The 22,569-nt window shown below is 70.3% G+C and carries 20 protein-coding genes; 10 read left to right on the forward strand and 10 right to left on the reverse strand.

The annotated features are described in order from the left end of the window. Positions 1-14: 14 nt before the first annotated feature. The 4 genes from ABKW26_RS07120 to ABKW26_RS07135 all read right to left on the reverse strand — a co-directional run bounded on the left by ABKW26_RS07120 (position 15) and on the right by ABKW26_RS07135 (position 5,800). On the reverse strand, positions 15-1,916 hold the full coding sequence (locus tag ABKW26_RS07120) for a glycoside hydrolase family 13 protein (RefSeq protein WP_348592182.1): 1,902 nt from the start codon (positions 1,914-1,916) through the stop codon (positions 15-17). After that, positions 1,913-2,812, reverse strand: coding sequence for a sugar ABC transporter permease (locus ABKW26_RS07125; RefSeq protein WP_348592184.1), 900 nt, complete (start codon positions 2,810-2,812; stop codon positions 1,913-1,915). The genes ABKW26_RS07120 and ABKW26_RS07125 overlap by 4 nt, the downstream gene beginning before the upstream one ends. Before the next feature lies 1 nt (position 2,813). Continuing rightward, positions 2,814-4,421, reverse strand: a complete 1,608-nt coding sequence (locus ABKW26_RS07130) for an ABC transporter permease subunit (RefSeq protein ID WP_348592185.1) — start codon at positions 4,419-4,421, stop codon at positions 2,814-2,816. Positions 4,422-4,564: 143 nt separating this feature from the next. After that, positions 4,565-5,800 (reverse strand): extracellular solute-binding protein, encoded by a 1,236-nt coding sequence (locus ABKW26_RS07135; RefSeq protein WP_348592187.1) that lies wholly within the window; start codon positions 5,798-5,800, stop codon positions 4,565-4,567. A 293-nt stretch (positions 5,801-6,093) separates the two neighbouring features. On the opposite strand from ABKW26_RS07135, the gene ABKW26_RS07140 reads away from it, so the two are divergent. The 4 genes from ABKW26_RS07140 (at position 6,094) to ABKW26_RS07155 (ending at position 10,691) form a co-directional block, all read left to right on the forward strand. Further along, positions 6,094-7,185 (forward strand): LacI family DNA-binding transcriptional regulator, encoded by a 1,092-nt coding sequence (locus ABKW26_RS07140; protein WP_348592189.1) that lies wholly within the window; start codon positions 6,094-6,096, stop codon positions 7,183-7,185. 105 nt (positions 7,186-7,290) lie between these two features. Further along, complete coding sequence (locus tag ABKW26_RS07145) at positions 7,291-9,045, forward strand: glycoside hydrolase family 13 protein (protein ID WP_348592221.1); 1,755 nt, start codon at positions 7,291-7,293, stop codon at positions 9,043-9,045. Between the two features lie 2 nt (positions 9,046-9,047). Further along, positions 9,048-9,950 (forward strand): carbohydrate kinase family protein, encoded by a 903-nt coding sequence (locus ABKW26_RS07150; protein ID WP_348592191.1) that lies wholly within the window; start codon positions 9,048-9,050, stop codon positions 9,948-9,950. A 60-nt stretch (positions 9,951-10,010) separates the two neighbouring features. Next, positions 10,011-10,691 (forward strand): MOSC domain-containing protein, encoded by a 681-nt coding sequence (locus tag ABKW26_RS07155; RefSeq protein WP_348592193.1) that lies wholly within the window; start codon positions 10,011-10,013, stop codon positions 10,689-10,691. A gap of 43 nt (positions 10,692-10,734) precedes the next feature. Here ABKW26_RS07155 and dusB read toward each other — a convergent pair whose 3' ends face one another. Further along, positions 10,735-11,955 (reverse strand): tRNA dihydrouridine synthase DusB, encoded by a 1,221-nt coding sequence (dusB, locus tag ABKW26_RS07160; protein ID WP_348592195.1) that lies wholly within the window; start codon positions 11,953-11,955, stop codon positions 10,735-10,737. Then, positions 11,952-12,944 (reverse strand): helix-turn-helix domain-containing protein, encoded by a 993-nt coding sequence (locus ABKW26_RS07165; protein WP_348592197.1) that lies wholly within the window; start codon positions 12,942-12,944, stop codon positions 11,952-11,954. The genes dusB and ABKW26_RS07165 overlap by 4 nt, the downstream gene beginning before the upstream one ends. An 85-nt stretch (positions 12,945-13,029) precedes the next feature. On the opposite strand from ABKW26_RS07165, the gene ABKW26_RS07170 reads away from it, so the two are divergent. Next, positions 13,030-13,620, forward strand: coding sequence for a cysteine hydrolase family protein (locus ABKW26_RS07170; protein WP_348592199.1), 591 nt, complete (start codon positions 13,030-13,032; stop codon positions 13,618-13,620). 84 nt (positions 13,621-13,704) lie between these two features. On the opposite strand, the gene ABKW26_RS07175 is transcribed toward ABKW26_RS07170, so the two are convergent. After that, entirely contained in the window at positions 13,705-15,093 is a 1,389-nt protein-coding gene (locus tag ABKW26_RS07175; RefSeq protein ID WP_348592201.1) for a glycine--tRNA ligase, read from the reverse strand. A gap of 143 nt (positions 15,094-15,236) precedes the next feature. Here ABKW26_RS07175 and ABKW26_RS07180 point away from each other — a divergent pair, with 143 nt between their 5' ends. The 5 genes from ABKW26_RS07180 to ABKW26_RS07200 are packed head-to-tail and all read left to right on the forward strand — an operon-like array spanning position 15,237 to position 18,853. Further along, on the forward strand, positions 15,237-16,193 hold the full coding sequence (locus tag ABKW26_RS07180; RefSeq protein ID WP_348592203.1) for a metal ABC transporter substrate-binding protein: 957 nt from the start codon (positions 15,237-15,239) through the stop codon (positions 16,191-16,193). Then, a complete protein-coding gene (locus tag ABKW26_RS07185) occupies positions 16,190-16,990 on the forward strand; it encodes an ATP-binding cassette domain-containing protein (protein ID WP_348592205.1) in 801 nt (266 codons plus the stop codon). Before ABKW26_RS07180 ends, ABKW26_RS07185 begins: the two co-directional genes overlap by 4 nt. After that, positions 16,987-17,922: a metal ABC transporter permease gene (locus ABKW26_RS07190; protein WP_348592207.1), complete on the forward strand. Its 936-nt coding sequence runs from the start codon at positions 16,987-16,989 to the stop codon at positions 17,920-17,922. The genes ABKW26_RS07185 and ABKW26_RS07190 overlap by 4 nt, the downstream gene beginning before the upstream one ends. Continuing rightward, a complete protein-coding gene (locus tag ABKW26_RS07195; protein ID WP_348592209.1) occupies positions 17,919-18,299 on the forward strand; it encodes a Fur family transcriptional regulator in 381 nt (126 codons plus the stop codon). The genes ABKW26_RS07190 and ABKW26_RS07195 overlap by 4 nt, the downstream gene beginning before the upstream one ends. Positions 18,300-18,304: 5 nt before the next feature. After that, complete coding sequence (locus ABKW26_RS07200; protein WP_348592211.1) at positions 18,305-18,853, forward strand: VTT domain-containing protein; 549 nt, start codon at positions 18,305-18,307, stop codon at positions 18,851-18,853. Between the two features lie 30 nt (positions 18,854-18,883). Here the strand turns inward: ABKW26_RS07200 and ABKW26_RS07205 are convergent, their stop codons facing one another. The 3 genes from ABKW26_RS07205 to leuA form a co-directional block, all read right to left on the reverse strand. Further along, positions 18,884-19,714, reverse strand: coding sequence for an isoprenyl transferase (locus ABKW26_RS07205; protein WP_348592213.1), 831 nt, complete (start codon positions 19,712-19,714; stop codon positions 18,884-18,886). After that, complete coding sequence (recO, locus tag ABKW26_RS07210) at positions 19,698-20,474, reverse strand: DNA repair protein RecO (RefSeq protein WP_348592215.1); 777 nt, start codon at positions 20,472-20,474, stop codon at positions 19,698-19,700. The genes ABKW26_RS07205 and recO overlap by 17 nt, the downstream gene beginning before the upstream one ends. A gap of 119 nt (positions 20,475-20,593) precedes the next feature. Next, positions 20,594-22,345, reverse strand: coding sequence for a 2-isopropylmalate synthase (gene leuA / locus ABKW26_RS07215; RefSeq protein WP_348592217.1), 1,752 nt, complete (start codon positions 22,343-22,345; stop codon positions 20,594-20,596). Positions 22,346-22,569: the final 224 nt, after the last annotated feature.

Consider the following 22,569-nt stretch of genomic DNA (forward strand, 5'->3'; position numbering starts at 1 on the left):
GCGGTGTGGACGCGTCAGCGATCGGCGGCACGGGCACCTGGACGGACACCGTCGTGCAGCCGCCACACGTGCACGCCGGGTCCGCTGCACGGGAGGACCCAGCCGTGGTCGCTGCTCTCGAGCGGGCTGCGCCCGTAGAGCGTGCGGGGCTCGGTGCCGGGCGCGACGATCGAGGTCGGCAGGCAGGCTCCCGCCCACGGTGCGCGCGCGAGCAGGACGAGCACGCTCTCGTGGCGCGTCTCGCGCAGGTACGCGACGGCGTCGTCCTCGACGACGACCCAGCGCAGCCCGCCGGTCCGCAGGGCGTCGGTGTCGTTGCGGAGCGCGATGAGCGCGCGGAACACCTCGAACGTCTCGGCGTCCCAGCGCTCGGGGGCGTCCCAGGGCATCGTCACGCGCGCGTGCTCGCCGTTGGTCCCCTGCGCTCCGAGCTCGTCCCCGGCGAAGAGGACGGGGGTGCCCGGGTAGGTGAGGAGCATCCCTGCGGCGACCTCGACCATGGCGCGGTCACCGACGAGCGTTCGCAGCCGTGGCGTGTCGTGCGAGCCGAGCATGTTCCACTGCGCGGCCGTGACCTTCCACGGCACGACGGCGTCGAAGTCGCGCATGGTCGCGACCATGTCCCTGCCCGAGCGTCGGCGCAGGGTCGTCGGGAGCCCCAGGGCGGGCAGGGTGCTGGCTGGGTCGACCACCCAGGACCACACCGGTCGGGTGAAGGCGGAGTAGTTCATCGACGTGTGCCACCCGTCGCCGGTCATGTCGGCCCCGGAGTCGTGGAAGTGCTCGGCGACGAGCACCGCGTCGGGGTTGATCTCGGTCATGGTCGCGCGCACGGTCCGCGCGACCTCGTGGGTGAGGTCCTGGTCTGCGTAGCGGCCGGTCATGTTCGCGACGTCGATCCTCCAGCCGTCGAGCGAGAAGGGTGGGGCGAGCCATCGACCGATGACCGACGTGGGTCCCTCGATCATGCGCCGTGCGAGGGCCGGTGCGCGGTAGTCGAGCTTGGGGAGCGAGGCGTGCTCGAGCCATCCGACGTAGCCGGGCTCGTCGTCGCTCCAGTAGTAGAAGGAGCCTTCCTCGCTCGACCGGTCGGCCTGGGCGGCGACGAACCACTCGTGGCCGGCTCCGGTGTGGTTCGTCGTGAGGTCGCCGATGATGCGCATGCCACGCTCGTGAACGGCTCGGGAGAGCGCGGCGAGCGCCGCGTCTCCGCCGAGCAGCGGGTCGACGATGTCGAAGCTCGTCGCGTCGTAGCGGTGGTTCGAGCGCGCCGGGAAGACCGGCGTGAGATAGAGCGTCCCGACGCCGAGCCCGACGAGGTGGTCGAGGTGAGCCTCGACGCCGGCGAGGTCGCCGCCGTAGAGCTGGGTGCCCACTCCCGGGCCGGAGGCGAGCGGCTCGTCGTCCCAGCCGGCCGCGTGCGCCCATCCCGGGAGCCGGGGCTCGGGGCTCCCCCGGGCGAAGCGGTCGGGGAAGACCTGGTAGACGACGGAGCCGGACATCCACGCGGGTGCGGGCTCGAAGACGGTCAGCCGGAAGTCTGCCGAGTCGGGGACGTCACGGTCGACGAGCCCGCGACCGGTGAGCCAGCGGTAGCCACTCGGCAGGTCGATGAGGAAGCGGTAGCTCGTCACCGGGTTGTGCACGAGGACGTCCGCCTCGTACCAGCGGTCCGTGCTCGTCGTCTCGGAGAGACGGGCTGGAGCAGTGCGCGGCTCGCCGTCGCGCACCACCCGCACGTGGACCCCACGCTCGTCGAGCTCCACCGGGACGCGCACCCGGACGGTGACGCGGTCCCCCAGCCGAGGCGTCTGCCGGCTCACGTAGAGGTCGGAGCCGTCGTGGTGCGGGTCGGCGAGCAGGTGACCCGCACCCGTCCCGGCGGGCTCGGCATCGGTGTGGTGCCGAACCGTCATCCCTTGACGGCCCCGGCGGTGAGGCCCGAGACGATGTACTTCTGCAGGAAGATGAAGAGCGCCACGACCGGGATCGCGCTGATGACTGCGCCTGCCGCGAAGATGCCCCAGTTGGCGGAGAGCTGGTCCGAGACCCACTGGTAGAGACCGACGGCGAGGGTCCAGTTCTGCTCCGACTGCAGGATGAGCTTGGCGAGGAGGAAGTCCGAGAACGTCCCGACGAAGGACAGGAGCGCGACGACCGCGAGGATCGGCGCGACGAGGCGCAGGATGATCGTCCAGAAGATCTGGGCGTGCGTGGCGCCGTCGATCTTCGCGGCCTCGTCGAGCTCCGCCGGGATGGTGTTGAAGAACCCGTACATGAGGAACGTGTTCACGCCGAGCGCGCCACCGAGGTACACCATGATGAGCGCCAGCCGCGAGTTCAGGCCGAGGACGGGGACGACCTCGCCGAGGCTGAGGAGCAGCAGGAACACCGCGACGAAGGCGAGCACCTGGGGGAACATCTGGATGACGAGAAGGCTCGTGAGACCGAGACGTCGGCCCGTGAAGCGGAAGCGGGAGAAGGCGTAGGCGGCTGCCGCCCCCATGAGGACGGTGCCGATCGCGGTGATCGTCCCGATGACGAGGGTGTTGACCGTCCACGTCCAGAACCGGGTGTCGCCGAGGGCGACGAAGTTCTCCAGGGAGAAGGAGGTGAACAGGGACGTCGAGCCCGTGAGCGTCCCGCCGTCGGAGACGGATGCCGAGAGGATGTACAGGATCGGGAAACCGGCGTAGGCGATCGCGAGGACGCCCACGACGTAGCGCCAGCCGACCTCGCGCCACCAGCGACGTCGGGTGGCCTTGACCCGGTCGGTGGGGAGGGTGCTCTGAGATGCAGTGGTGGTCGACATGTCAGTTGATCTCCTCGAGTGTCCGCGACTTCTTGAAGCTGATCACCGAGATCGTCGCGACGATCAGGAAGATGATGATCGAGAGGGCGCTGGCGAGGCCGTAGTTCTTCGGCGCCCCACCGTCGAGCCCGGAGATGGAGTAGACCATCGTGATGAGGATGTCCGTCGAGCCGATCGGCACCGACGCGTCGCGGAACATGGGCCCGCCCTCGGTGAGCATCTCGATGATGTTGAAGTTGTTGAAGTTGAACGCGAAGGACGAGATGAGCAGCGGCGTCACGGCGATGAGGAGCAGCGGCATCGTCACCGAGCGCCAGATCCGCAGCGCACCTGCGCCGTCGATCTTCGCCGCCTCGATCGTCTCCCCCGGGATCGACTGGAGAGCGCCGGTCGCGATGAGGAACATGTAGGGGAAGCCGACCCACATCTGGACGCCGAGGACGGCCAGGCGCGCGAGCGTCGGGTCGCCGAGCCAGTTGATGTCCATCCCGCCGAAGAAGGTCTCGTTGATGAAGCCGTACTTCGTGTTGAGCATGCCTCGCCACAGGAGGAAGGACATGAAGGCCGGGAACGCGTACGGGAGGATGAGCAACGACCGCATGATGCGCCGGTACCGCAGGCGCGGGTCGTTGAGGACGATCGCGAAGAACAGTCCGATGAAGAAGGTGCCCGCGACCGAGACGATCGCGAAGACGAACGTCCACACGAGGACCTTGAGGAACGGGACGGAGTAGCGCTCGTCGCCGAACGCGGTCTTGAGGTTGTCGAGACCGGTGAAGACGCGCCATCCGACGTTGAGCGTCTCGCCGTCGGCCGACTCGAACTGCCCGGAGTCGTTCACGGTGTAGACGACGCCCGTCTCGGCGTTCGTCATCGTGTCGGCGTCCTCGTCATAGGCGAGGATCGACTCGTACACGTAGCCGTTGCGACCGTCCTGGGTGCGGATCGATCCGCTCTCCGGGTCGTCGGAGAACGCGACCCGGAGCGAGGCGACGGCCGTCTGCTCGGCGAGGACACCCTGCCGGTCGAGGATGTCGAATCCGGGAACGCTCGTGATCGTGCCGTCGGAGACGTCCCCGTCGACGACCTCCAGCGGGTCGTCGGCGGTTCCCACCCGGACGTCGTCACCGTCGATCACGGCGAAGCCGAGCGTGTCACCGTCTCGGACCACCACGAGGGGGTAGCTGTCGGTACCCTCGACCCGCTTCTCGTTCTGCGCGAGGAGCGCCTCGACGGCCTGGTCCTTGGTCCCGTTGTGGCCGTCGCCGTAGTTGGTGAACGCGACGTAGCCGGTATAGCCGATGGTGAAGACCTGGTAGACGAAGAGGAAGGCGAGCCCGGGGAGCAGGTACTTCATGGGCAGCGCACGCTTCGTGAAGTACACGATGTTCGCCGCCAGCAGGAGGGCGACCATGCTCCACGCGATGACCGTCGAGCCCACGGCGAACGCGGTGATGACGACATAGACGCCGAGCGCGTCGAGGACGGCCATGATCGCGAGCTTCACGAAGAAGCCGGGCCGGAAGTCCTGTGCGTGGGAGATCCACGTCGACCTGGACCGCTTGGGTCGGTCCACCTCGGCCTCGTCCAGCTGGTGGGGGGCGCTCATCTGTTCCTCCGTGCGACGTGCTCGGGACCGCGCAGCACACGAGGCGGCGGCGGGGACGATCGGTTCGGGCGGTCACATCGGTGTGACGGCCCCGCGGCGTGGCCCGCCCCGGGGAGGGACGGGCCACGTCGGTCGTGCGTGGGTCAGGACGTCGCGTCGATCGCGCCCTGGATGTCGGCGACCATCTTGTCCCAGGCCTCGGCCGGTGCGGCCTTGCCTGAGACGATCGCGGCCTCGGTGTTGCCCCAGAACGTCCACACCGATGCCATCTCGGGGATGGACGGTGCCGGGACGGCGTCGGCAGCAGCGTCGCGGAAGCCGGCGACGATCGGGTCGGTCGCAGCGACCTGGTCGGCCGCGGCGGTGAGCGCCGGGAGACGGTCGCCCGCCTCGTAGAGCGCGACCTGCGCCTCGGTGGTGGACATGTAGTCGATGAGGAACTCGTTGGCGAGGAGCTGGTTCTCGCTCTGGGCGTTCACGTAGAAGCCGGGCGCTCCCATGAACGGCTGCGAGGGCAGGCCACCGGCCGACGGGACGGGGTCGATCGCGAGCTCCATGCCCTCGAAGGACGCAACCATCCACGGGCCGCCGATGATGAAGGGCGAGTTCCCGTTCTTGAACTCCTCGACGACGATGTCGTACGTCGTGTCGATGTCCAGGATGCCTGCGGCGCCCTGCTCGGCGAGCCACGCGGCGTACGCCTGACCCTCCGGACCGCCGAGCGTGAGCTCGGTGGTGTACAGGCCGTCCGCGTCCTGGGCGAAGACCGTCGAGCCGAAGGACGTCTGCATCGGGTAGTGGGTGTACGGGTCCCCGGCCTCGCCGTTGCTCTGGACGAGCACCGGGAACGTGGTCCCTGCGGCCTGGCCTGCGGCGACCATGTCAGCCCACGTCGCAGGCGCCTCGGGGGCGAGGGCGGTGTTCCGGATGAGTGCGAGGTTCTCGACGGCGTACGGCAGGCCGTAGAGCTGGCCGTCGAGCGTGTAGACCTGGAGCGCGACGTCGTCGAACTCGCCGGCCTTCTCCCCGATCTCGATCGGGGCGACCACACCGTTGTTGACGAGCTCGCCGAGCCAGTCGTGGGCTCCGACGGTGATGTCGGGGCCTTCGCCGGTGGGGACCTGGGCGAGGAAGTCGGGGCGGATGTCGTCGAAGTTCTTCTGGACGAGGTCGACCTCGACCCCGGTGTCCTCGGTGAAGGCTTCGGCCGCTGATGCGACGGCGGCCTCGCGGGTGTCGTCGACCCAGATGGTGAGGGCGCCGCTGTCTCCTGCGGTGGTGTCTGTGCCTGCGTCATCGGTGCTGTCGTCGCTCGACCCGCACGCGGCGAGGGTGAGGCTCGTGGCCAGCAGACCGGTAAGAAGGATGCTCCGTCGCATCTGAGTCTCCAAGGGATGAGGGTGCTTCCGGCCACGCCGGTGCATTCCACCGCCGTTGGCCCTGATGCTCTGGACGCTAGCCGCTGACCCGTCAGCCTTGCAAGTCGTTGCAGTAACTTTCATGCAACGATTGGCCCGTGGACGCAAGAAGCCACAACATGTGCCAGTATTTCCCGGGTTCCCGCGGTGCTGGGGTATCGTGACTCGCCGGCAGCCCGTTGCAAGCCGTTGCAACGATCGCTCGACCACGCTCAGCCCTCGCGAGGCGCTGACTCACGACAAGGAGGTCTGGTGTGTCCCTGACTGCTCCCCCGACACCAGGACCAGCACCGGGCCCCAAGACCCGCCTCACCGACCTCGCCAAGCAGGCCGGAGTGAGCACCGCGACCGTCTCGCGCGTCCTCAACGGCAAGGTCGGCGTCGCCTCCGAGACACGACAGGCCGTGCTCGCGGCACTCGACGTCCTCGGCTACGAGCGACCCGAGAAGCTCCGCAACCGGTCCGCCGGCCTCGTCGGGCTCATCGTCCCCGAGCTGACCAACCCCGTCTTCCCCGCCTTCGCGCAGACGATCGAGAGCATGCTCTCCCAGCGCGGCTACACCCCGCTCCTGTGCACACAGTCCCCCGGCGGGACCACCGAGGACGAGTACATCGAGATGCTCCTCGACCACTCGATCGACGGCATCCTCTTCATCTCCGGCCTCCACGCCGACACCCAGGCCAGCCGAGCCCGCTACGAGCAGCTGCGCAACCGCGGCGTCCCGCTCGTCTTCATCAACGGCTACGCCCCCGAGATCGACGCTCCGTTCATCTCTGCGGACGACATGGCAGCGATGGAGCTCTCCGTCCGACACCTCGTCTCCCTGGGTCACCGCACGATCGGCCTCGCGACCGGGCCGGACCGCTTCATCACCGCGCGCCGCAAGCTCGAGGGCTTCAGCGACGCGCTCTCGCGTCACCTCGGGATCGACGACGCCAGCCCGCACGTCGCGACGTCCCTGTTCACCGTCGAGGGCGGCCAGGCCGCCGGCGGCGACCTCATCGACTCCGGGCACACCGCCATCATCTGCGGCTCGGACCTCATGGCCCTCGGCGTCGTCCGCGCCGCGCACCAGCGCCGGCTGGCCGTCCCGCACGACCTCTCGGTCGTCGGGTACGACGACTCGCCGCTCATCGCGTTCACGGACCCGCCCCTGACGACCGTCCGCCAGCCCGTCTCGGCGATGAGCCACGCCGCGATCAGCGCGCTGCTCTCCGTCATCAACGGCACCTCGGCGCCGCGCAGCGAGCTCCTCTTCCACCCCGAGCTCATCGTCCGCAACTCGACCGGGGCCTCCCCCGACATGCGTGCCCACGCCGAGCAGCGCGCCAGCCTGTCGACCTGAAGCCCCCTCTCACCCCAGACCAGCACTCCACCCGCAACCACTGACAAGGAAACCGTCGTCGTGACTCGTATCGATTCGACCAGCACCGACGAGGCAACCCTCGCGTTGACCTCCACGGGAGCCACGCTCCTCCACGCGGCCAGCGACGCCGCACGCGAGTGGTGGCGCAGCGCCGTCATCTACCAGGTCTACCCCCGCTCCTTCGCGGACGGCGACGGCGACGGCATCGGCGACATCCCCGGCATCACCTCGCGCCTCGAGCACCTCACCGCGCTCGGCGTCGACGCGGTCTGGCTCTCGCCGTTCTACCGGTCGCCCCAGGCCGACGCCGGCTACGACGTCGCCGACTACCGCGACGTCGACCCCCTCTTCGGCACCCTCGCCGACTTCGAGACCCTCCTCGAGCGCGCCCACGACGTCGGCCTGCGCGTCATCGTCGACCTCGTGCCCAACCACACCTCGGACGACCACGACTGGTTCAAGGCCGCCCTCGCCGCCGGCCCGGACAGCCCCGAGCGCGCCCGCTACCTCTTCCGCGAGGGCACGGGCGAGCACGGCGAGCTCCCCCCGAACAACTGGAAGTCGATCTTCGGCGGTCCCGCCTGGACGCGCGTCAGCGAGCGCGCCGCCGCGGCCGTCGACGGCGTCGCCGACGGCCAGTGGTACCTGCACATGTTCGACACCACGCAGCCCGACCTCGACTGGAACCACCCCGAGGTGCGCGCCGAGTTCGAGGACGTCCTGCGGTTCTGGCTCGACCGCGGAGTCGACGGCTTCCGCATCGACGTCGCGCACGGGATGGTCAAGGCACCCGGCCTCCCGGACTGGGACGGCGAGGTCTCCATGGTCGAAGGCACCACCGAGGAGGCGCACCAGCCCGCCGAGGACGGGTCCACCGGTGCCGGCAACAGCGGCCCGATGTTCGACCAGGAGGGTGTCCACGACATCTATCGCGCCTGGCACACGGTCCTCGCCGAGTACGACGGCGACCGCGCGCTCGTCGCCGAGGCGTGGGTCGAGCCGTTGAGCCGCCTCGCCCGCTACGTCCGCAGCGACGAGATGCACCAGGCCTTCAACTTCTCCTTCCTCACGACCGCATGGGACGCTGCGGCGCTGCGCTCGGTCGTCACCGCCTCGCTGGTGGCGTCGGACGACGTGGGCGCGCCCACGACGTGGGTGCTCTCCAACCACGACGTCGTCCGGCACGCGTCCCGCATGGGGCTCACAGGCGGTGCCGTGCGTCCCAACGGGATCGGCAAGACCGACCCGCAGCCCGACGCCGAGCTCGGCCTGCGCCGTGCCCGCGCCGCGACGCTGCAGATGCTCGGGCTCCCAGGATCGGCCTACGTCTACCAGGGCGAAGAGCTCGGCCTGCCCGAGCACACCGACCTCGACGACGACCTGCGCCAGGACCCGGCCTGGTGGCGCTCCGGCTACACCGAGGCCGGCCGCGACGGCTGCCGCGTGCCCCTGCCCTGGAAGGCCGACGCCCCCGGGTACGGCTTCAGCCCCACCGGTGCCACCTGGTTGCCCCAGCCCGACACGTACCGCGCGAGCGCTGCGGACGTCCAGCGGAGCACCGAGGGTTCGACCTTCGCCATGTACCGCGACGCCCTCGCGCTGCGCAAGGAGCACGACCTCGGCCTCGGCTCCCTCGCCTGGGTCGACGAGGTCTCCACCTCGCCCGACGTGCTGGCCTTCGTCAACCGTGACGTCCTCGTCCTCACGAGCTTCGCGGCGCAGCCGATCGCGCTCCCGACCGGGTCGACGGTGCTCATCGCGAGCGGCCCGCTGCTCGGGGACGCTGTGGACGACTCGGTGCGAGTGCCGCAGGACACGACGGTCTGGGTCCAGCTGTAAGCATGGCCGTCTTCGTCAACGGCCCCGCGTCGTGGAACACGACCGTGGGCCTCGACGCTCTCCCCGAGCCCGTCAGCGCCACCGTCTTCGCGGACCGGTACGCCGACGGGCTCGGGGGCACGTCCGCCGGCAAGGCGGTCAGCCTTGCCGCGCTCGACGTGGACGTCACGCTGCGGACCCTCCTCGGGAACGACGAGAACGGAGACAAGGTCCGGGCCGCGCTCGCGCACCCGCGCATCACGCTGCTCGACGAGGTGTGTCGCGACGGGAGGACGGAGCGCCACGTCAACCTTCTCGCTGCGGACGGCTCGAGGGTGTCGGTCTACCTCGAGCTGCCCGCCATGGGGCGTGGTGCGAACCTCCCCCGCGAGTCCCACGACGGCCTCCTCGCTGCGGACGTCGCCGTGCTCGACCTCGCGGTGCACAGCCTGCAGTTCTTCGCTCGTGCCCACACAGCGAGCATCCCCGTCTGGTGCGACCTCCACGACGACGACGGCATCCAGGACTTCCAGGGGCCGTTCCGCGACGGCGCCGCCGTCGTCCTCGTGAGCGAGGCGCGCCTCGCAGACCCACGCGCCTATCTCCGCGACAGGGTCGAGCGGGGCGCGCAGCTCGCCGTGTGCACGCGCGGCGCGCGCGGCGCACTCGCCCTCGACCGCGACGGATGGATCGAGGTCGGGACCGCCGATGCCGGGCCGGTCGTCGGCGCCGACGGCGCGGGCGACGCCTTCTTCGCCGGGCTCCTGCGCGGCCACCTCGACGGTCTCGACGTGCTCGCGGCGCTCCGGCTCGCGGCCGCGACGGGGGCGATCTCCGTCACGAGCGCCGATCTCGGGGCACCCCAGGCCACGCTCGCCGGGGCGCGGACGCTCGCGGAGACGGTCACGGTCCGTCGCACCGGCTGACCGGCGCAGCTCCGACGTCCCGGCTCTGTCGGGCGAGGCTCCCCTTGGCATGATGTGTCCATGGCACCGGAGACGACACCCGACAGCACCGCACGACTTCTCGCCGTGTGCCGCGTGCACGCCTTGCGCGAGGACCCCGGCCCCGTCGGCATCACTGCCATCGACAAGCGCCCTGTCGAGGGACCGGTCGCCGTCGGTCCGCTCGGTCTGCGCGGCGACGTCCAGGCCGACCGCCGGTTCCACGGCGGCGAGGACCAGGCGCTCTACGCCTACGCCGACGAGGACGCCGCGCACTGGGCCACCGAGCTCGGGAGGGACGTGCCTCCCGGTCTGTTCGGCGAGAACCTGCGCACCCGCGGTCTCGCGACCACCGGCGCCGTCATCGGTGAGCGGTGGCGCATCGGCACGAGCGTCGAGGTCGAGGTGACCGGCCCACGCATCCCGTGCGCGACGTTCGGCCGCTATCTCCAGGAGGAGCGGTGGGTCAGGCGCTTCAGCGACGCGGGCCTCGTCGGGTGCTACCTGCGCGTCCTGCGCGCCGGTGAGATCCAGGCGGGCGACACGATCGCCGTGCTCGCGCGCCCCGAGCACGGCGTGACGGTGGGGCGATGGTTCCGCGAGCGCTCGCCGCAGGACGCGCACCTCCTGCTCGACGCGCACGCCGCCGGGGAGGTCCGTCTGTGCGACAGCGTGCTGGACACGGTCCGAGCGGTGCTGGCGCGCGCTGGCGCCCGGGTCTGAGGCGAGGCGCCCGGTCTCCGCGGACCGTCGGCCTCGAGAACGCTCAGCCTCCGGAGACGCTGAGCTCTGCCTCGAGGAGCTTGGCCCGGTGCTCGTCGCTCAGCTCGCGGGAGTCGAGCCAGCCGTAGGGGACGTGGGGCTGCTTGGGCGTACCCTGCCGTCCGCGTTGGCCCTCGGCGTCCTTGCCCGGGTAGGGCTGGTCGAGGTCGAGGGCGTCGAGACGCTCGCGCAGCTCGGCGAGGGACGAGACGAGCGCGAGGCCGCGCCGGGCGTCGCCGCCGACGGCGTAGCCCTTGAGGTACCAGGCCATGTGCTTGCGGAGGTCACGGGTCCCCTTGTCCTCGTCCTCGAAGAACTCGGCCATGAGCTCGCCGTGCCGGTAGATCGTCTCGGCTACCACTGCCAGACCAGGCTTGATGCGCTCGTCCGACCCGTTGAACGCGGCGGCGAGGTCGGCGAAGATCCACGGCCTGCCCTGGCACCCGCGTCCGACGACGACGCCGTCGCAACCCGTCTGGCGGACCATCTCCAGGGCGTCCTCGGCGGACCAGATGTCACCGTTGCCGAGCACCGGGATGCTCGTGACGGTCTCCTTGAGCCGGCGGATCGCCGACCAGTCGGCCGTGCCGGAGTAGTAGTCGGCGGCCGTGCGCGCGTGCAGCGCGACGGCCGCGACGCCGGCCTGCTCGGCGATGAGCCCGGCGTCGAGGTAGGTGAGGTGGTCCGCGTCGATGCCCTTGCGCATCTTCACGGTGACCGGGACGCCGTGGGGTGCAGCAGCCTCGACGGCGGCGTGGACGATGCGCGTGAAGAGCTCGCGCTTCCACGGCAGGACGGCTCCGCCGCCCTTCTTCGTCACCTTGGGGACGGGGCACCCGAAGTTGAGGTCGATGTGGTCGGCGCGGTCCTCGCCGGCGATGATCCGGACGGCGGCCGCCACGGTCGCGGGGTCGACGCCGTACACCTGGGCGGAGCGTGGGGACTCGCCCTCGTCGAAGGTGACGATGCGCAGGGCCTCGACGTTGCGCTCGACGATCGCCCGTGACGTCACCATCTCGGCGACGTACAGGCCGTCCGGGCCGTGCTCGCGGCAGAGCCTGCGGAACGCCGTGTTCGTCACGCCGGCCATCGGCGCGAGCACCACCGGGGTCCGGATGGTGTGCGGACCGATCTGCAGCGGCGGGAGCGTCGGGGCGCCGACCGTGGGAGTCTCGGTCCTGTCCGTGGGCGCGCCCGTGCCGTCGACGAGGGTGGGGATGGTCATGCCTCCAGTATCCCACTGCGGCCGAAGGAGCCCCGGTACGCGCTCGGGGAGACACCGAGGCGCCGCTGGAAGTGCTTGCGGAGCCCGTCGTCCGTGGACAGCCCGACCCTCCGGGCCACCTCCACCACGCTCAGCGGCGTGGACTCGAGGAGCTCGCGAGCGGCGGTGACGCGAGTCTCGACGAGCCACTGCGAGGGCGAGCACCCGAGCGCGGCGCGGAAGGTCCGCTGGAGGGTCCGGGGCGAGACCGTCACCACGCTCGCCATCTCGGCGAGACTCCACGGCCGCCCGAGATCCGCTCGGACGCGGTCGGTGAGGACCATGAGCCCGGCATCGAAGCCTTCCCCGTCCCGGGAGCGCGGCGGGACGAACTGCGCCTGGCCTCCGGACCGCGCGGCCGGGAGCACCATGGACCGGGCGATCGTCGCGGCCGCCGCGGCACCCTGCTCGTGGGCCACCACGGCCAGGCAGAGGTCGATCCCCGCGGCGACCCCGGCCGAGCTCCAGACCCGACGGTCGGGGTCGTGCGTGTAGAGGACGTTCTCCTCGACGCGGATCGCAGGGTGGTCTGCCTGGAGCAGTGCACAGAATCGCCAGTGCGTCGTCGCACGGGCACCGTCGAACAACCCGGCCGCCGCGACGAGGAAGGCACCGGTGCACAGCGACGCGACGGCGCTGCCGCTCGCGGACGCCGCACGGAGTGCGTCGACGGACTCGGAGAGGCCTGCGGCCGCCCATCCCCCGCGCACGAGTGTCGCGACGTCCTGGAACCCTGGGACGACGACGAGGTCCGCGCCGACGAGCCCCTCCGTCCGCGCGTCCGCACGGAGGCTCAGACCGTGCTCGAGCACAACACGCTCCGCAGGGGAGCAGACGACCACGTCGTTGCGCGGGACGCCGCGGTCCTGCCGGTCGTCTGCAAGCACCTCCATCGCGGCGACGACATCGAACGACCGCATCCCCGGCAGCACGAGCATCGCGATCCTCATGACCTGATCCTCATGGCGCGATCTTATCGATACCCGTCATGCGCGCCACTGTCGCCGACGGTCCACGCCGCGTTGGATGGAGCCCATGGACCACACCGCTCCCACACCAGCCGCAGCCCTCGTCGTCGTCGACGTGCAGGTGGGCTTCGACGACCTCGATCACTGGGGCCCGACGACCAACCCTGCCTGCGAGGAGAACGTCGCGGCACTGGTCGCGCACTGGCGGACGACGGCCCGACCGGTCGTCGTGGTCCGGCACGACTCGCGAGAGCGGACGTCACCGCTGCACCGCGACCGTCCAGGCAACGCGTTGCGCGCGTTCCTCACGGATCCGGAGCCGGATCTCCTCGTCTCCAAGCACGTCAACTCGGCGTTCTACGGCTCGCCGGACCTGGACGCCTGGCTCCGTGGGAGAGGCGTCAAGGAGATCGTGCTCTGCGGGATCCAGACCAACATGTGCGTCGAGACGACGGCTCGCATGGCCGGGAACCTCGGGTACGAGGTCGAGGTGGTTCTCGACGCCACCCGCACGTTCGACCTCTCGACGACCGTCCCAGGGATCGGCGACGTCCGGCTCACGGCGGACGAGATCATGCGGGCGAGCGCGCTGACACTCCAGGGCGGCGGGTTCGCGACGATGACGACCACCTCTGCGCTCACAGGGCGCGCGGGATAGCGCGTCACCTTCGACCTGCCCGCCCGCAGGACGACGACGGGCCGTCCCCGACCACACAGTCGGAGACGGCCCGTCACGTCCGGTTCAGCAGCCGAGGAGGCGCGCCCCGAGGTACGCGGTGACCTGGTCGAGCGCGACGCGCTCCTGCGTCATGTCGTCACGGTGGCGGATCGTCACGGCCTGGTCGTCGAGGGTGTCGAAGTCGACCGTGATGCAGAACGGCGTGCCGATCTCGTCCTGGCGGCGGTAGCGGCGTCCGATCGCGCCGGCGTCGTCGAAGTCGACGTTCCAGCTCTTGCGCAGCTCGGCTGCGAGGTCGCGCGCCTTCGGCGAGAGCTGCTCGTTGCGCGACAGCGGGAGGACCGCGGCCTTGATCGGCGCGAGGCGCGGGTCGAGCTTGAGCACCGTGCGGACGTCGACCCCGCCCTTCGCGTTCGGCGCCTCGTCCTCGGTGTACGCCTCGACGAGGAACGCCATGAGAGAGCGGGTCAGGCCGGCCGCAGGCTCGATGACGTACGGGACCCAGCGCTCGTTCTTCCCCTGGTCGAAGTACGAGAGGTCCTTGCCGGAGACCTCCGAGTGCGTCTTGAGGTCGAAGTCGGTGCGGTTCGCGATGCCCTCGAGCTCGCCCCACTCGCTCCCGGTGAAGCCGAAGCGGTACTCGATGTCGACGGTACGCGTGGAGTAGTGGGAGAGCTTCTCCTTCGGGTGCTCGTAGTGGCGCAGGTTGTCTGCCGAGATCCCGAGGTCGGTGTACCAGGCGGTCCGGGCGTCGATCCAGTACTGGTGCCACTCCTCGTCCGTGCCGGGCTCGACGAAGAACTCCATCTCCATCTGCTCGAACTCGCGCGTGCGGAAGATGAAGTTCCCGGGCGTGATCTCGTTGCGGAAGGACTTGCCGATCTGGCCGATGCCGAACGGCGGCTTCTTGCGGCTCGCGCCGAGGACGTTGGCAAAGTTCACGAAGATGCCCTGGGCGGTCTCGGGGCGCAGGTAGTGCAGGCCGGACTCGTCCTCGACGGGGCCGAGGTGCGTCTTGAGCATCATGTTGAAGTCGCGCGGCTCGGTCCACTGACCGCGGGTGCCGCAGTTGGCGCACGCGATGTCGGCGAGGCCGTTCTCGGGGGCGCGTCCCTTCTTCTCCTCGAACTCCTCGAGCATCTGGTCCTCGCGGAACCGCTTGTGGCAGGAGAGGCACTCGGTGAGCGGGTCGGTGAAGACGCCGACGTGCCCGGAGGCGATCCACACCTGGCGCGGGAGGATGACTGCGGAGTCGAGGCCGACGACGTCGTCGCGGCTCTGGACCATCGTCCGCCACCACTGGCGCTTGATGTTCTCCTTGAGCTCGACACCGAGGGGCCCGTAGTCCCACGCGGACCGCGAACCTCCGTAGATCTCTCCGGACTGGAACACGAAGCCGCGACGCTTCGCGAGGGAGACGGCGGAATCGAGACGAGAGGGCGCTGTGGCCACAGTGATCACTCCAGGTGCATCAGTGCCCGCACGTGGCTCGTGGGGCAGACGAACGGCGCGAGCGCGCCAACGTCCTAGGTTACAAGGACTCTCACGGGCCGGTGTTTTGACACGGGGCACCCACATAACTGAGAATGATGCTCATGTTCGATAGCGCTCTCGCCCGACGTCGCACCGCCCTCGCCGCCAGCACGCTCCTCCTCGGCACAGCACTGGCCGGGTGCGGGGCCGCGACGAGCGACGACGACCGCGTCCAGGTGCTCGCATCGTTCTACCCGCTCCAGTACGTCACCGAGCAGATCGGCGGCGACCTCGTGAACGTCACGTCCCTCACCCCGGCCGGCGCCGAGCCCCACGACCTCGAGCTCTCCCCCGCCCACGCGCGCTCCGTCGGCGACGCCGACCTCGTCGTCTACCTCTCCGACTTCCAGCCCGCCGTCGACGACGCGATCGCGGCACGCGAGCCCGAGCACGTGGTCGACGCTGCCGCAGCCGCGGACCTCGAGTCGCACGGCGACGACGAGCACGCGGATGACGAGCACGCCGACGAGACCGACGAGGAGCACGCCGAGCACGACCACGGCAGCCTCGACCCGCACTTCTGGCTCGACCCGACACGACTGGCAGCCGTCGCGGCGGACGTCGAGGCCGAGCTCGCCGCCGTCGACCCCGAGAACGCGGACACCTACGCCGAGCGGGCCGACGAGCTCGTCGCCTCGCTGACCGACCTCGATACCCAGCTCACGGACGGTCTCGCCCAGTGCACCGACCGGGTGGTCGTCACGTCCCACGAGGCGTTCGGCTACCTCGCCGATCGCTACGGCTTCGAGCTCGTCGGGATCGCCGGCATCGACCCCGAGACGGAACCGTCGCCGGCACGCCTGCGCGAGGTCTCCGACGTCATCGAGGAGAACGGCGTGAGCACCATCTACCTCGAGAGCCTCGTGAGCTCCAAGGTCACCGACACCCTCGCCGCCGACCTCGGCGTGGCGACCGCCGTGCTCGACCCGCTCGAAGGGCTCACCGACCCCGAGACGGACTACCGTTCTGTCATGCTCACCAACCTCGATGTGCTGCGCGCCGGACAAGGATGCGCGTGACCACCATCCCCCCGGTCGGGACCGGCGACCCCGTCGTCGAGGCGCACGGCCTCCACGTCACGCTCGGGACGAGCCACATCCTGCGCGGTATCGACCTCACCGTCCACGACGGCGAGGTCGTCGCGCTGCTCGGCGCGAACGGGTCGGGCAAGTCGACCCTCGTGCGCACCCTCGTCGGGATCCTGCCCAGCAGCGCAGGGACGGTGGCCCTCTACGGCAAGCCGCTCGGTCGCCAGGTCCCCTGGAAGGACGTCGGCTACGTCCCGCAGCGCGTGAGCGCCGGCACCGGTGTCCCGTCGACGGCCGCCGAGGTCGTGTCCTCGGGGCTCCTCTACGGCCGCCGGATCCGCACCCCCCGCGACTGGTGGGCACGCACCATGGACGCGCTCGACCAGGTGGGCCTCGCGGACCGGGCCGACCGGTCCGTCAACGAGCTCTCGGGAGGCCAGCAGCAGCGCGTCCTCATCGCGCGCGCCCTCGTCCGTCAGCCGCGGCTCCTCGTCCTCGACGAGCCCGTCGCCGGCGTGGACCACCCCAGCCAGGAGACCTTCGCCGCAACCCTCTCGAGCCTCGCCTCCCTGGGCACGACCGTCCTCGTCGTGCTCCACGAGCTCGGCTCGCTCGCCCCGCTCATCACCCGGAGCGTCGTCCTGCGGCACGGGCGCAAGGTCCACGACGGCGCAGCGCCGCCGCCCACCGGAGAGCACTCCGCCGCCGGGCACGACCACCTCCACCCCCACGCGAGCACGGACGACCAGGCGTCACCGCTCATCCAGGACGCAGGTTTCGGCTCATGACCACCCTGACCAGCGAGCTCCTCGCGATGCTCACGGACCCGCTCATGCAGCGATCGCTCCTGGCGGCGCTCGTCGTGGGCCTCACAGCACCCGTCATCGGCACGTACCTCGTCCAGCGACGGCTGGCACTCCTCGGCGACGGGATCGGCCACGTCGCGCTGACCGGTGTGGCCATGGGCTGGCTCGCAGGTTCCGCCATGGGCCTCGTCGAGAACGACGCCCTCGCCGTCCCCGGTGCGATCGTGGCCGCCGTCATCGGCGCCGTCACCATCGAGATGGTCCGCGAGAAAGGCCGCACGAGCGGTGACGTCGCGCTCGCCCTGCTGTTCTACGGCGGCATCGCCGGCGGCGTCCTGCTCATCGGTCTCGCGGGCGGCACGAACGCCAACCTCATGGCCTACCTCTTCGGCTCGATCTCGACCGTGTCCCCGAGCGACCTCGTCCTCACGGTCGCGCTCGGCGCCGTCATCCTCGTCGTCGGAGTCGGGCTGCGTGCTGCACTCTTCGCCGTGTCGCACGACGAGGAGTTCGCCCGCGCCTCCGGCCTCCCGGTGCGTGGCCTGAACATCGCCATCGCCGTCGTCGCCGCGCTCACCGTGACCGTCTCGATGCGCGTCGTCGGGCTCCTGCTCGTCAGTGCGCTGATGATCGTGCCCGTCGCGGTCGCCCAGCTCGTCACCACCTCGTTCCGGCGCACCATGGCCGTCGCCGTGACGATCGGGGTCGCCGTGTGCGTCGTCGGCCTCTCGATCACGTACTGGCTGCCCCAGTCGCCCGGCGCGACGATCGTCATCCTCGCCCTCGCCTGCTACCTCGTCGTCGCCGCCGTGCGCCCGCTCGTCGCACGCCGACGCGAGGAGTCGCGCGACCCGCACCCGGATATGCTGGACGACGTCTCGATCACCGAAGGAGCCGCACCGTGCAACGAATGACGAAGCAGCGCGCTGCGATCACGGACCTCCTCGACTCCGTCGCGGACTTCCGCAGCGCCCAGCAGCTGCACGAGCTCCTCCGCGCGCGCGGTGAGAGCACCGGCCTCGCGACCGTGTACCGGACGCTGCAGAACCTCGCCGACGGCGGCGAGGTCGACATCCTCCAGACGATCGAGGGCGAGAACCTCTACCGTCGCTGCGCCCGCACCGAGCACCACCACCACCTCGTGTGCCGCTCGTGCGGTGCCACCGTCGAGATCGACGGTCCCACGGTCGAGTCCTGGGCGGCCCTCGTCGGGTCGCAGCACGGCTTCAGCGACATCGAGCACACGATCGAGCTCTTCGGCACCTGCTCCGCCTGCACGTCCGCGCAGTAGCGTCCATGCCCGATCTGGACGGCGCGCCCTTCGTCGCGATCTTCTGCTTCTTCTTCGCGGTCGTCACCACCCGGACCCAGGCGACCTACTGGCTCGCGCGGCTCGTGGTGACGCAGGCCGTCGGACGTCCGGACCGGACGCACCCCGTCCTCGTCCGGGCACGCGCCTGGGCACAGAGCCCCTCCGCCGCGCGCGGGATCGCCACCCTCAACCGGTGGGGTGTCGTCGCGGTCCCGCTGAGCTTCTTCACGGTCGGCTTCAAGACGGTCGTCAACGGAGCGGCCGGACTGACCCAGATGCCGTTCCGGCGGTACCTGCCGGCGATGCTCCTCGGCTGCCTCGTCCACGCGACGATCTACGCGACGGTCGGCTGGGCAGCCTGGGAGGCGGCCCTGGCCGCCGCTGCAGGCTCGCCCTGGGGCATCGCGGCGCTCGCGTCCCTGCTCGTCGGTGCGGCCGCGCTCGTCGTCGTGTCACGCCGCCGGGCCGCTCGGCGACGGCTGCCGTCAGCGGCACCAGACACGGCACCCGGCCAGTCGGCGGGAGACGGCTGACCGAGCCGGGCGTGGCGCACAGGTACTGTGTCAGGCGCCGGCGGCACCCGAGGTCTTGTCGACCGCTCCGCCGTAGCGCCGGTCCCGGCTCGCGTACTCCTCGACGGCGCGCCACAGGCTCCGTCGGTCGACCTCCGGCCACGGCTCCGGCAGGAAGACGAGCTCGGCGTAGGCCGACTGCCACAGCATGAAGTTCGACGTCCGCTGCTCGCCGGACGACCGGATGAACAGGTCGACGTCGGGGAGCTCCGGCTCGTCGAGGAAGCGCGCGACGGTCTTCTCGTCGACCTTCTCCGGGTCGAGACGCCCGGCTGCTACCTCCCGGGCGATCGACCTGGCCGCGTCGGCGATCTCGGCGCGTCCCCCGTAGTTGACGCACATCGTCAGCGTGCACGTGTCGTTCGCCGCCGTCATCGCCTCCGCGGCCTCGAGCTCCTTGATGACCGAGCGCCACAGCTTGGGCCTGCGCCCGGACCACCGGATCCGCACCCCCCACGCGTCCATCGACTCGCGCTGGCGCCGGATCACCTCGCGGTTGAACTTCATGAGGAAGCGCACCTCCTCGGGCGACCGCTTCCAGTTCTCGGTCGAGAAGGCGTACGCCGAGACGTGCTTGACCCCGATCTCGATCGCGCCGGCGAGGACGTCGAGCAGCGCTGCCTCCCCCGCCTTGTGGCCCTCCGTGCGCGGCAGGCCCCGAGCGTTCGCCCACCGCCCGTTGCCGTCCATGACGATCGCGACGTGCTTGGGCACGAACTCGAGCGGGATCGCCGGGACGACCGCACCGGACGGGTGTGGTGGCGGAGGGACCGGCGGGCCCTGACGGGTCCGTGAGTAGAGCTCCTTACGATCGCGCGCCATCAGCGACGTTCCTCTCGTCCACGGTGCGGGGTGTCCGGTCGACCATGCGCAAGGAGCGCAGGGTCCGTTCCAGGTGGTACTGGCTGTAGGCCGCGACGAGGCCGTTGGCCTCGCGGCGGCAGCGCTCGTCGGATGCGTCCGCGCTGGCCCACTCACCGCTGAGCAGCGCGGCGAGGAGCGCGATCGTCTCCGGCGCCGGCGCCGTCGCGCCGGGGGGCCGGCAGCGGGCGCAGACCGTCCCGCCCTGCGCCACGGAGAAGGCCCTGTGCGGGCCGGGCTCACCGCACCGCGCGCACGAGGTGAACGTCGGGGACCACCCGGCGACGGCCAGCGCGCGCAGCAGGTACGAGTCGAGCACGAGACCCGGGGCGTGCGCGCGCTCGGCGAGCGCGCGGACCGCGCCTGCGAGCAACCAGAACTGCTGGACGCTGGGCTCCCGTTCCGCCTCGACGAGACGGTCGGCGGTCTCGAGCATCGCCGCGCCGGCGGTGTACAGGCCATAGTCCTCGCAGATGGACCGCGCGTAGGCACCGACCGTCTCGACCTGCGTGACGATGTCGAGGTTGCGACCCTCGTGCAGCTGGATCTCGACGAACATGAACGGTTCGAGGCGCGCGCCGAAGCGGGAGGACGTCCGGCGCACACCCTTGGCCACCGCGCGGACCTTGCCGTGCTCGCGCGTGAGAAGGGTGATGATCCGGTCCGCCTCCCCCAGCTTCTGGGCACGCAGCACGACGGCTTCGTCTCGGTAGAGGACCACCACACCATTGTCCGCCATTGCGCGGACAGAACGCAGCAGGCCCGGACCGACGTACTGTGGCCCGGGCCTGCTGCGTCCCCGTGGTGCGGGCGGTGCCGCTCGGCTGACGTCTCTTCTGGTCAGTCGGAGGAGCGACCCTGGCGGTTGACCGCAGAGATGATGGCCTTGAGCGACGCCGTGATGATGGACGGGTCGATGCCGACGCCCCACAGGACCTCTTCGCCGACCGCGCACTCGACGTAGGCCGCGGCGCTGGCGTCGCCGCCCTCGGACAGCGCGTGCTCCGCGTAGTCGAGCACGCGCACCTCGACGCCGACCTGGGCGACCGCATCGACGAACGCGGCGATCGGGCCGTTGCCGGCGCCCTCGAGCGTCACGGGCACGCCACCGTCGACGAGATCGACGGAGAGCGTGTCCAGCCCACCCTCGACGCTCGACGCGCGCGTACCGTGGAGGGACAGACGACCCCAGGGCTCGAGGGGACCGTCGACCGGAGCCGGAAGGTACTCGTCCGCGAAGATCTGCCAGATGTCCTCGCCCGTGACCTCACGTCCGTCCGCGTCGGTGACGCTCTGGACGACGCGCGAGAACTCGATCTGCAGGCGGCGCGGCAGGTCGAGGTGACGCTCGGTCTTGAGCAGGTAGGAGATCCCACCCTTGCCGGACTGCGAGTTGACGCGGATGACCGCTTCGTAGCTCCGGCCGACGTCACGCGGGTCGATCGGCAGGTAAGGGACCCCCCAGACGAGCTCGTCGACGCTCGTGCCGGCCTCGGCAGCACGCGCGTCCATCGCGTCAAGTCCCTTCTTGATCGCGTCCTGGTGCGACCCCGAGAAGGCGGTGAAGACGAGGTCGCCCGCGTACGGGTGCCGCTCGTGGACCGAGAGCTGGTTGCAGTGCTCGGCCGTGCGACGGATGTGATCGATGTCGGAGAAGTCGATCTCCGGGTCGATGCCCTGACTGAACATGTTCATGCCGAGGGTCACGAGGTCGACGTTCCCGGTCCGCTCACCGTTGCCGAAGAGACAGCCCTCGATGCGGTCCGCACCGGCCTGGTACCCGAGCTCGGCCGCCGCGACCGCGGTCCCCCGGTCGTTGTGCGGGTGCAGAGAGATGATGACGTTCTCGCGGTGTGCCAGGTGGCGATTCATCCACTCGATCGAGTCGGCGTAGACGTTCGGCGTCGCCATCTCGACGGTCGCCGGCAGGTTGATGATGACCTTGCGCTCGGGAGTCGGCTCGAGGATCTCGAGCACCTCGTTGCACACGCGGACGGCGAACTCGAGCTCGGTCCCGGTGTAGGACTCGGGCGAGTACTCGTAGTAGACGGTCGTCTCCGGGACGGTCTCCTCGAACTTCCGGCAGAGCTTCGCGCCCTCGAGCGCGATGTCGACGATGCCGTCCTCGTCCGTCCGGAACACGACCTCGCGCTGGAGGGTGGACGTGGAGTTGTACAGGTGGACGATGGCCTGCTTGGACCCACGGATCGCGTCGTACGTGCGTGCGATGAGGTGCTCGCGGCACTGCGTGAGGACCTGGATGACGACGTCGTCAGGGATGAGGTCCTTCTCGATGAGCATGCGGACGAAGTCGAAGTCCGTCTGGGAGGCGGACGGGAAGCCCACCTCGATCTCCTTATAGCCCATGGACACGAGCAGCTCGAACATCCGGAGCTTGCGCTCGGGGTTCATCGGCTCGATGAGCGCCTGGTTGCCGTCCCGCAGGTCCACCGCGCACCACCGGGGAGCCGTGGTGATGACCTTGTCGGGCCATGTGCGGTCAGGCAGCTGGACGGCGAACTGCTGGCCGTAGGGCTGGTACTTGCGCGTCGGCATCGGCGACGGTTGCTGCGGGGCGTTGTGCGCGTTCATTGTCGGGTCCTTCGTGTGTCCGGTCTGGTGGGCGATCCTTCATGTGCCGGCACACCAACCACCGCGACGAGAGACCGGCCTAGGAGGCCTCGTCGCGGCACAGAAGGAGCAGGGTGACCTGCTGGACGCTTTGCACGAAAAACACTGTACTCCCCTGCCGACTGCCCGCCGGGTGAAGTCCACAGTACGGAAGAGGGGGGGGGGGGGGGGGGGGGGGGGGGGGG

This window comes from Sanguibacter sp. 25GB23B1 (assembly GCF_040012415.1).
Lineage (GTDB): Bacteria > Actinomycetota > Actinomycetes > Actinomycetales > Cellulomonadaceae > Sanguibacter.

What these genes read in the sequence shown, in the direction of transcription:
- ABKW26_RS07120 (WP_348592182.1), bottom strand. Translation starts at nt 1,916, where the DNA reads ATGACGGTTCGGCACCACACCGATGCCGAGCCCGCCGGGACGGGTGCG.
- ABKW26_RS07125 (WP_348592184.1), bottom strand. Translation starts at nt 2,812, where the DNA reads ATGTCGACCACCACTGCATCTCAGAGCACCCTCCCCACCGACCGGGTC.
- ABKW26_RS07130 (WP_348592185.1), bottom strand. Translation starts at nt 4,421, where the DNA reads ATGAGCGCCCCCCACCAGCTGGACGAGGCCGAGGTGGACCGACCCAAG.
- ABKW26_RS07135 (WP_348592187.1), bottom strand. Translation starts at nt 5,800, where the DNA reads ATGCGACGGAGCATCCTTCTTACCGGTCTGCTGGCCACGAGCCTCACC.
- ABKW26_RS07150 (WP_348592191.1), top strand. Translation starts at nt 9,048, where the DNA reads ATGGCCGTCTTCGTCAACGGCCCCGCGTCGTGGAACACGACCGTGGGC.
- ABKW26_RS07155 (WP_348592193.1), top strand. Translation starts at nt 10,011, where the DNA reads ATGGCACCGGAGACGACACCCGACAGCACCGCACGACTTCTCGCCGTG.
- dusB (WP_348592195.1), bottom strand. Translation starts at nt 11,955, where the DNA reads ATGACCATCCCCACCCTCGTCGACGGCACGGGCGCGCCCACGGACAGG.
- ABKW26_RS07165 (WP_348592197.1), bottom strand. Translation starts at nt 12,944, where the DNA reads ATGAGGATCGCGATGCTCGTGCTGCCGGGGATGCGGTCGTTCGATGTC.
- ABKW26_RS07170 (WP_348592199.1), top strand. Translation starts at nt 13,030, where the DNA reads ATGGACCACACCGCTCCCACACCAGCCGCAGCCCTCGTCGTCGTCGAC.
- ABKW26_RS07180 (WP_348592203.1), top strand. Translation starts at nt 15,237, where the DNA reads ATGTTCGATAGCGCTCTCGCCCGACGTCGCACCGCCCTCGCCGCCAGC.
- ABKW26_RS07190 (WP_348592207.1), top strand. Translation starts at nt 16,987, where the DNA reads ATGACCACCCTGACCAGCGAGCTCCTCGCGATGCTCACGGACCCGCTC.
- ABKW26_RS07195 (WP_348592209.1), top strand. Translation starts at nt 17,919, where the DNA reads ATGACGAAGCAGCGCGCTGCGATCACGGACCTCCTCGACTCCGTCGCG.
- ABKW26_RS07200 (WP_348592211.1), top strand. Translation starts at nt 18,305, where the DNA reads ATGCCCGATCTGGACGGCGCGCCCTTCGTCGCGATCTTCTGCTTCTTC.
- ABKW26_RS07205 (WP_348592213.1), bottom strand. Translation starts at nt 19,714, where the DNA reads ATGGCGCGCGATCGTAAGGAGCTCTACTCACGGACCCGTCAGGGCCCG.
- leuA (WP_348592217.1), bottom strand. Translation starts at nt 22,345, where the DNA reads ATGAACGCGCACAACGCCCCGCAGCAACCGTCGCCGATGCCGACGCGC.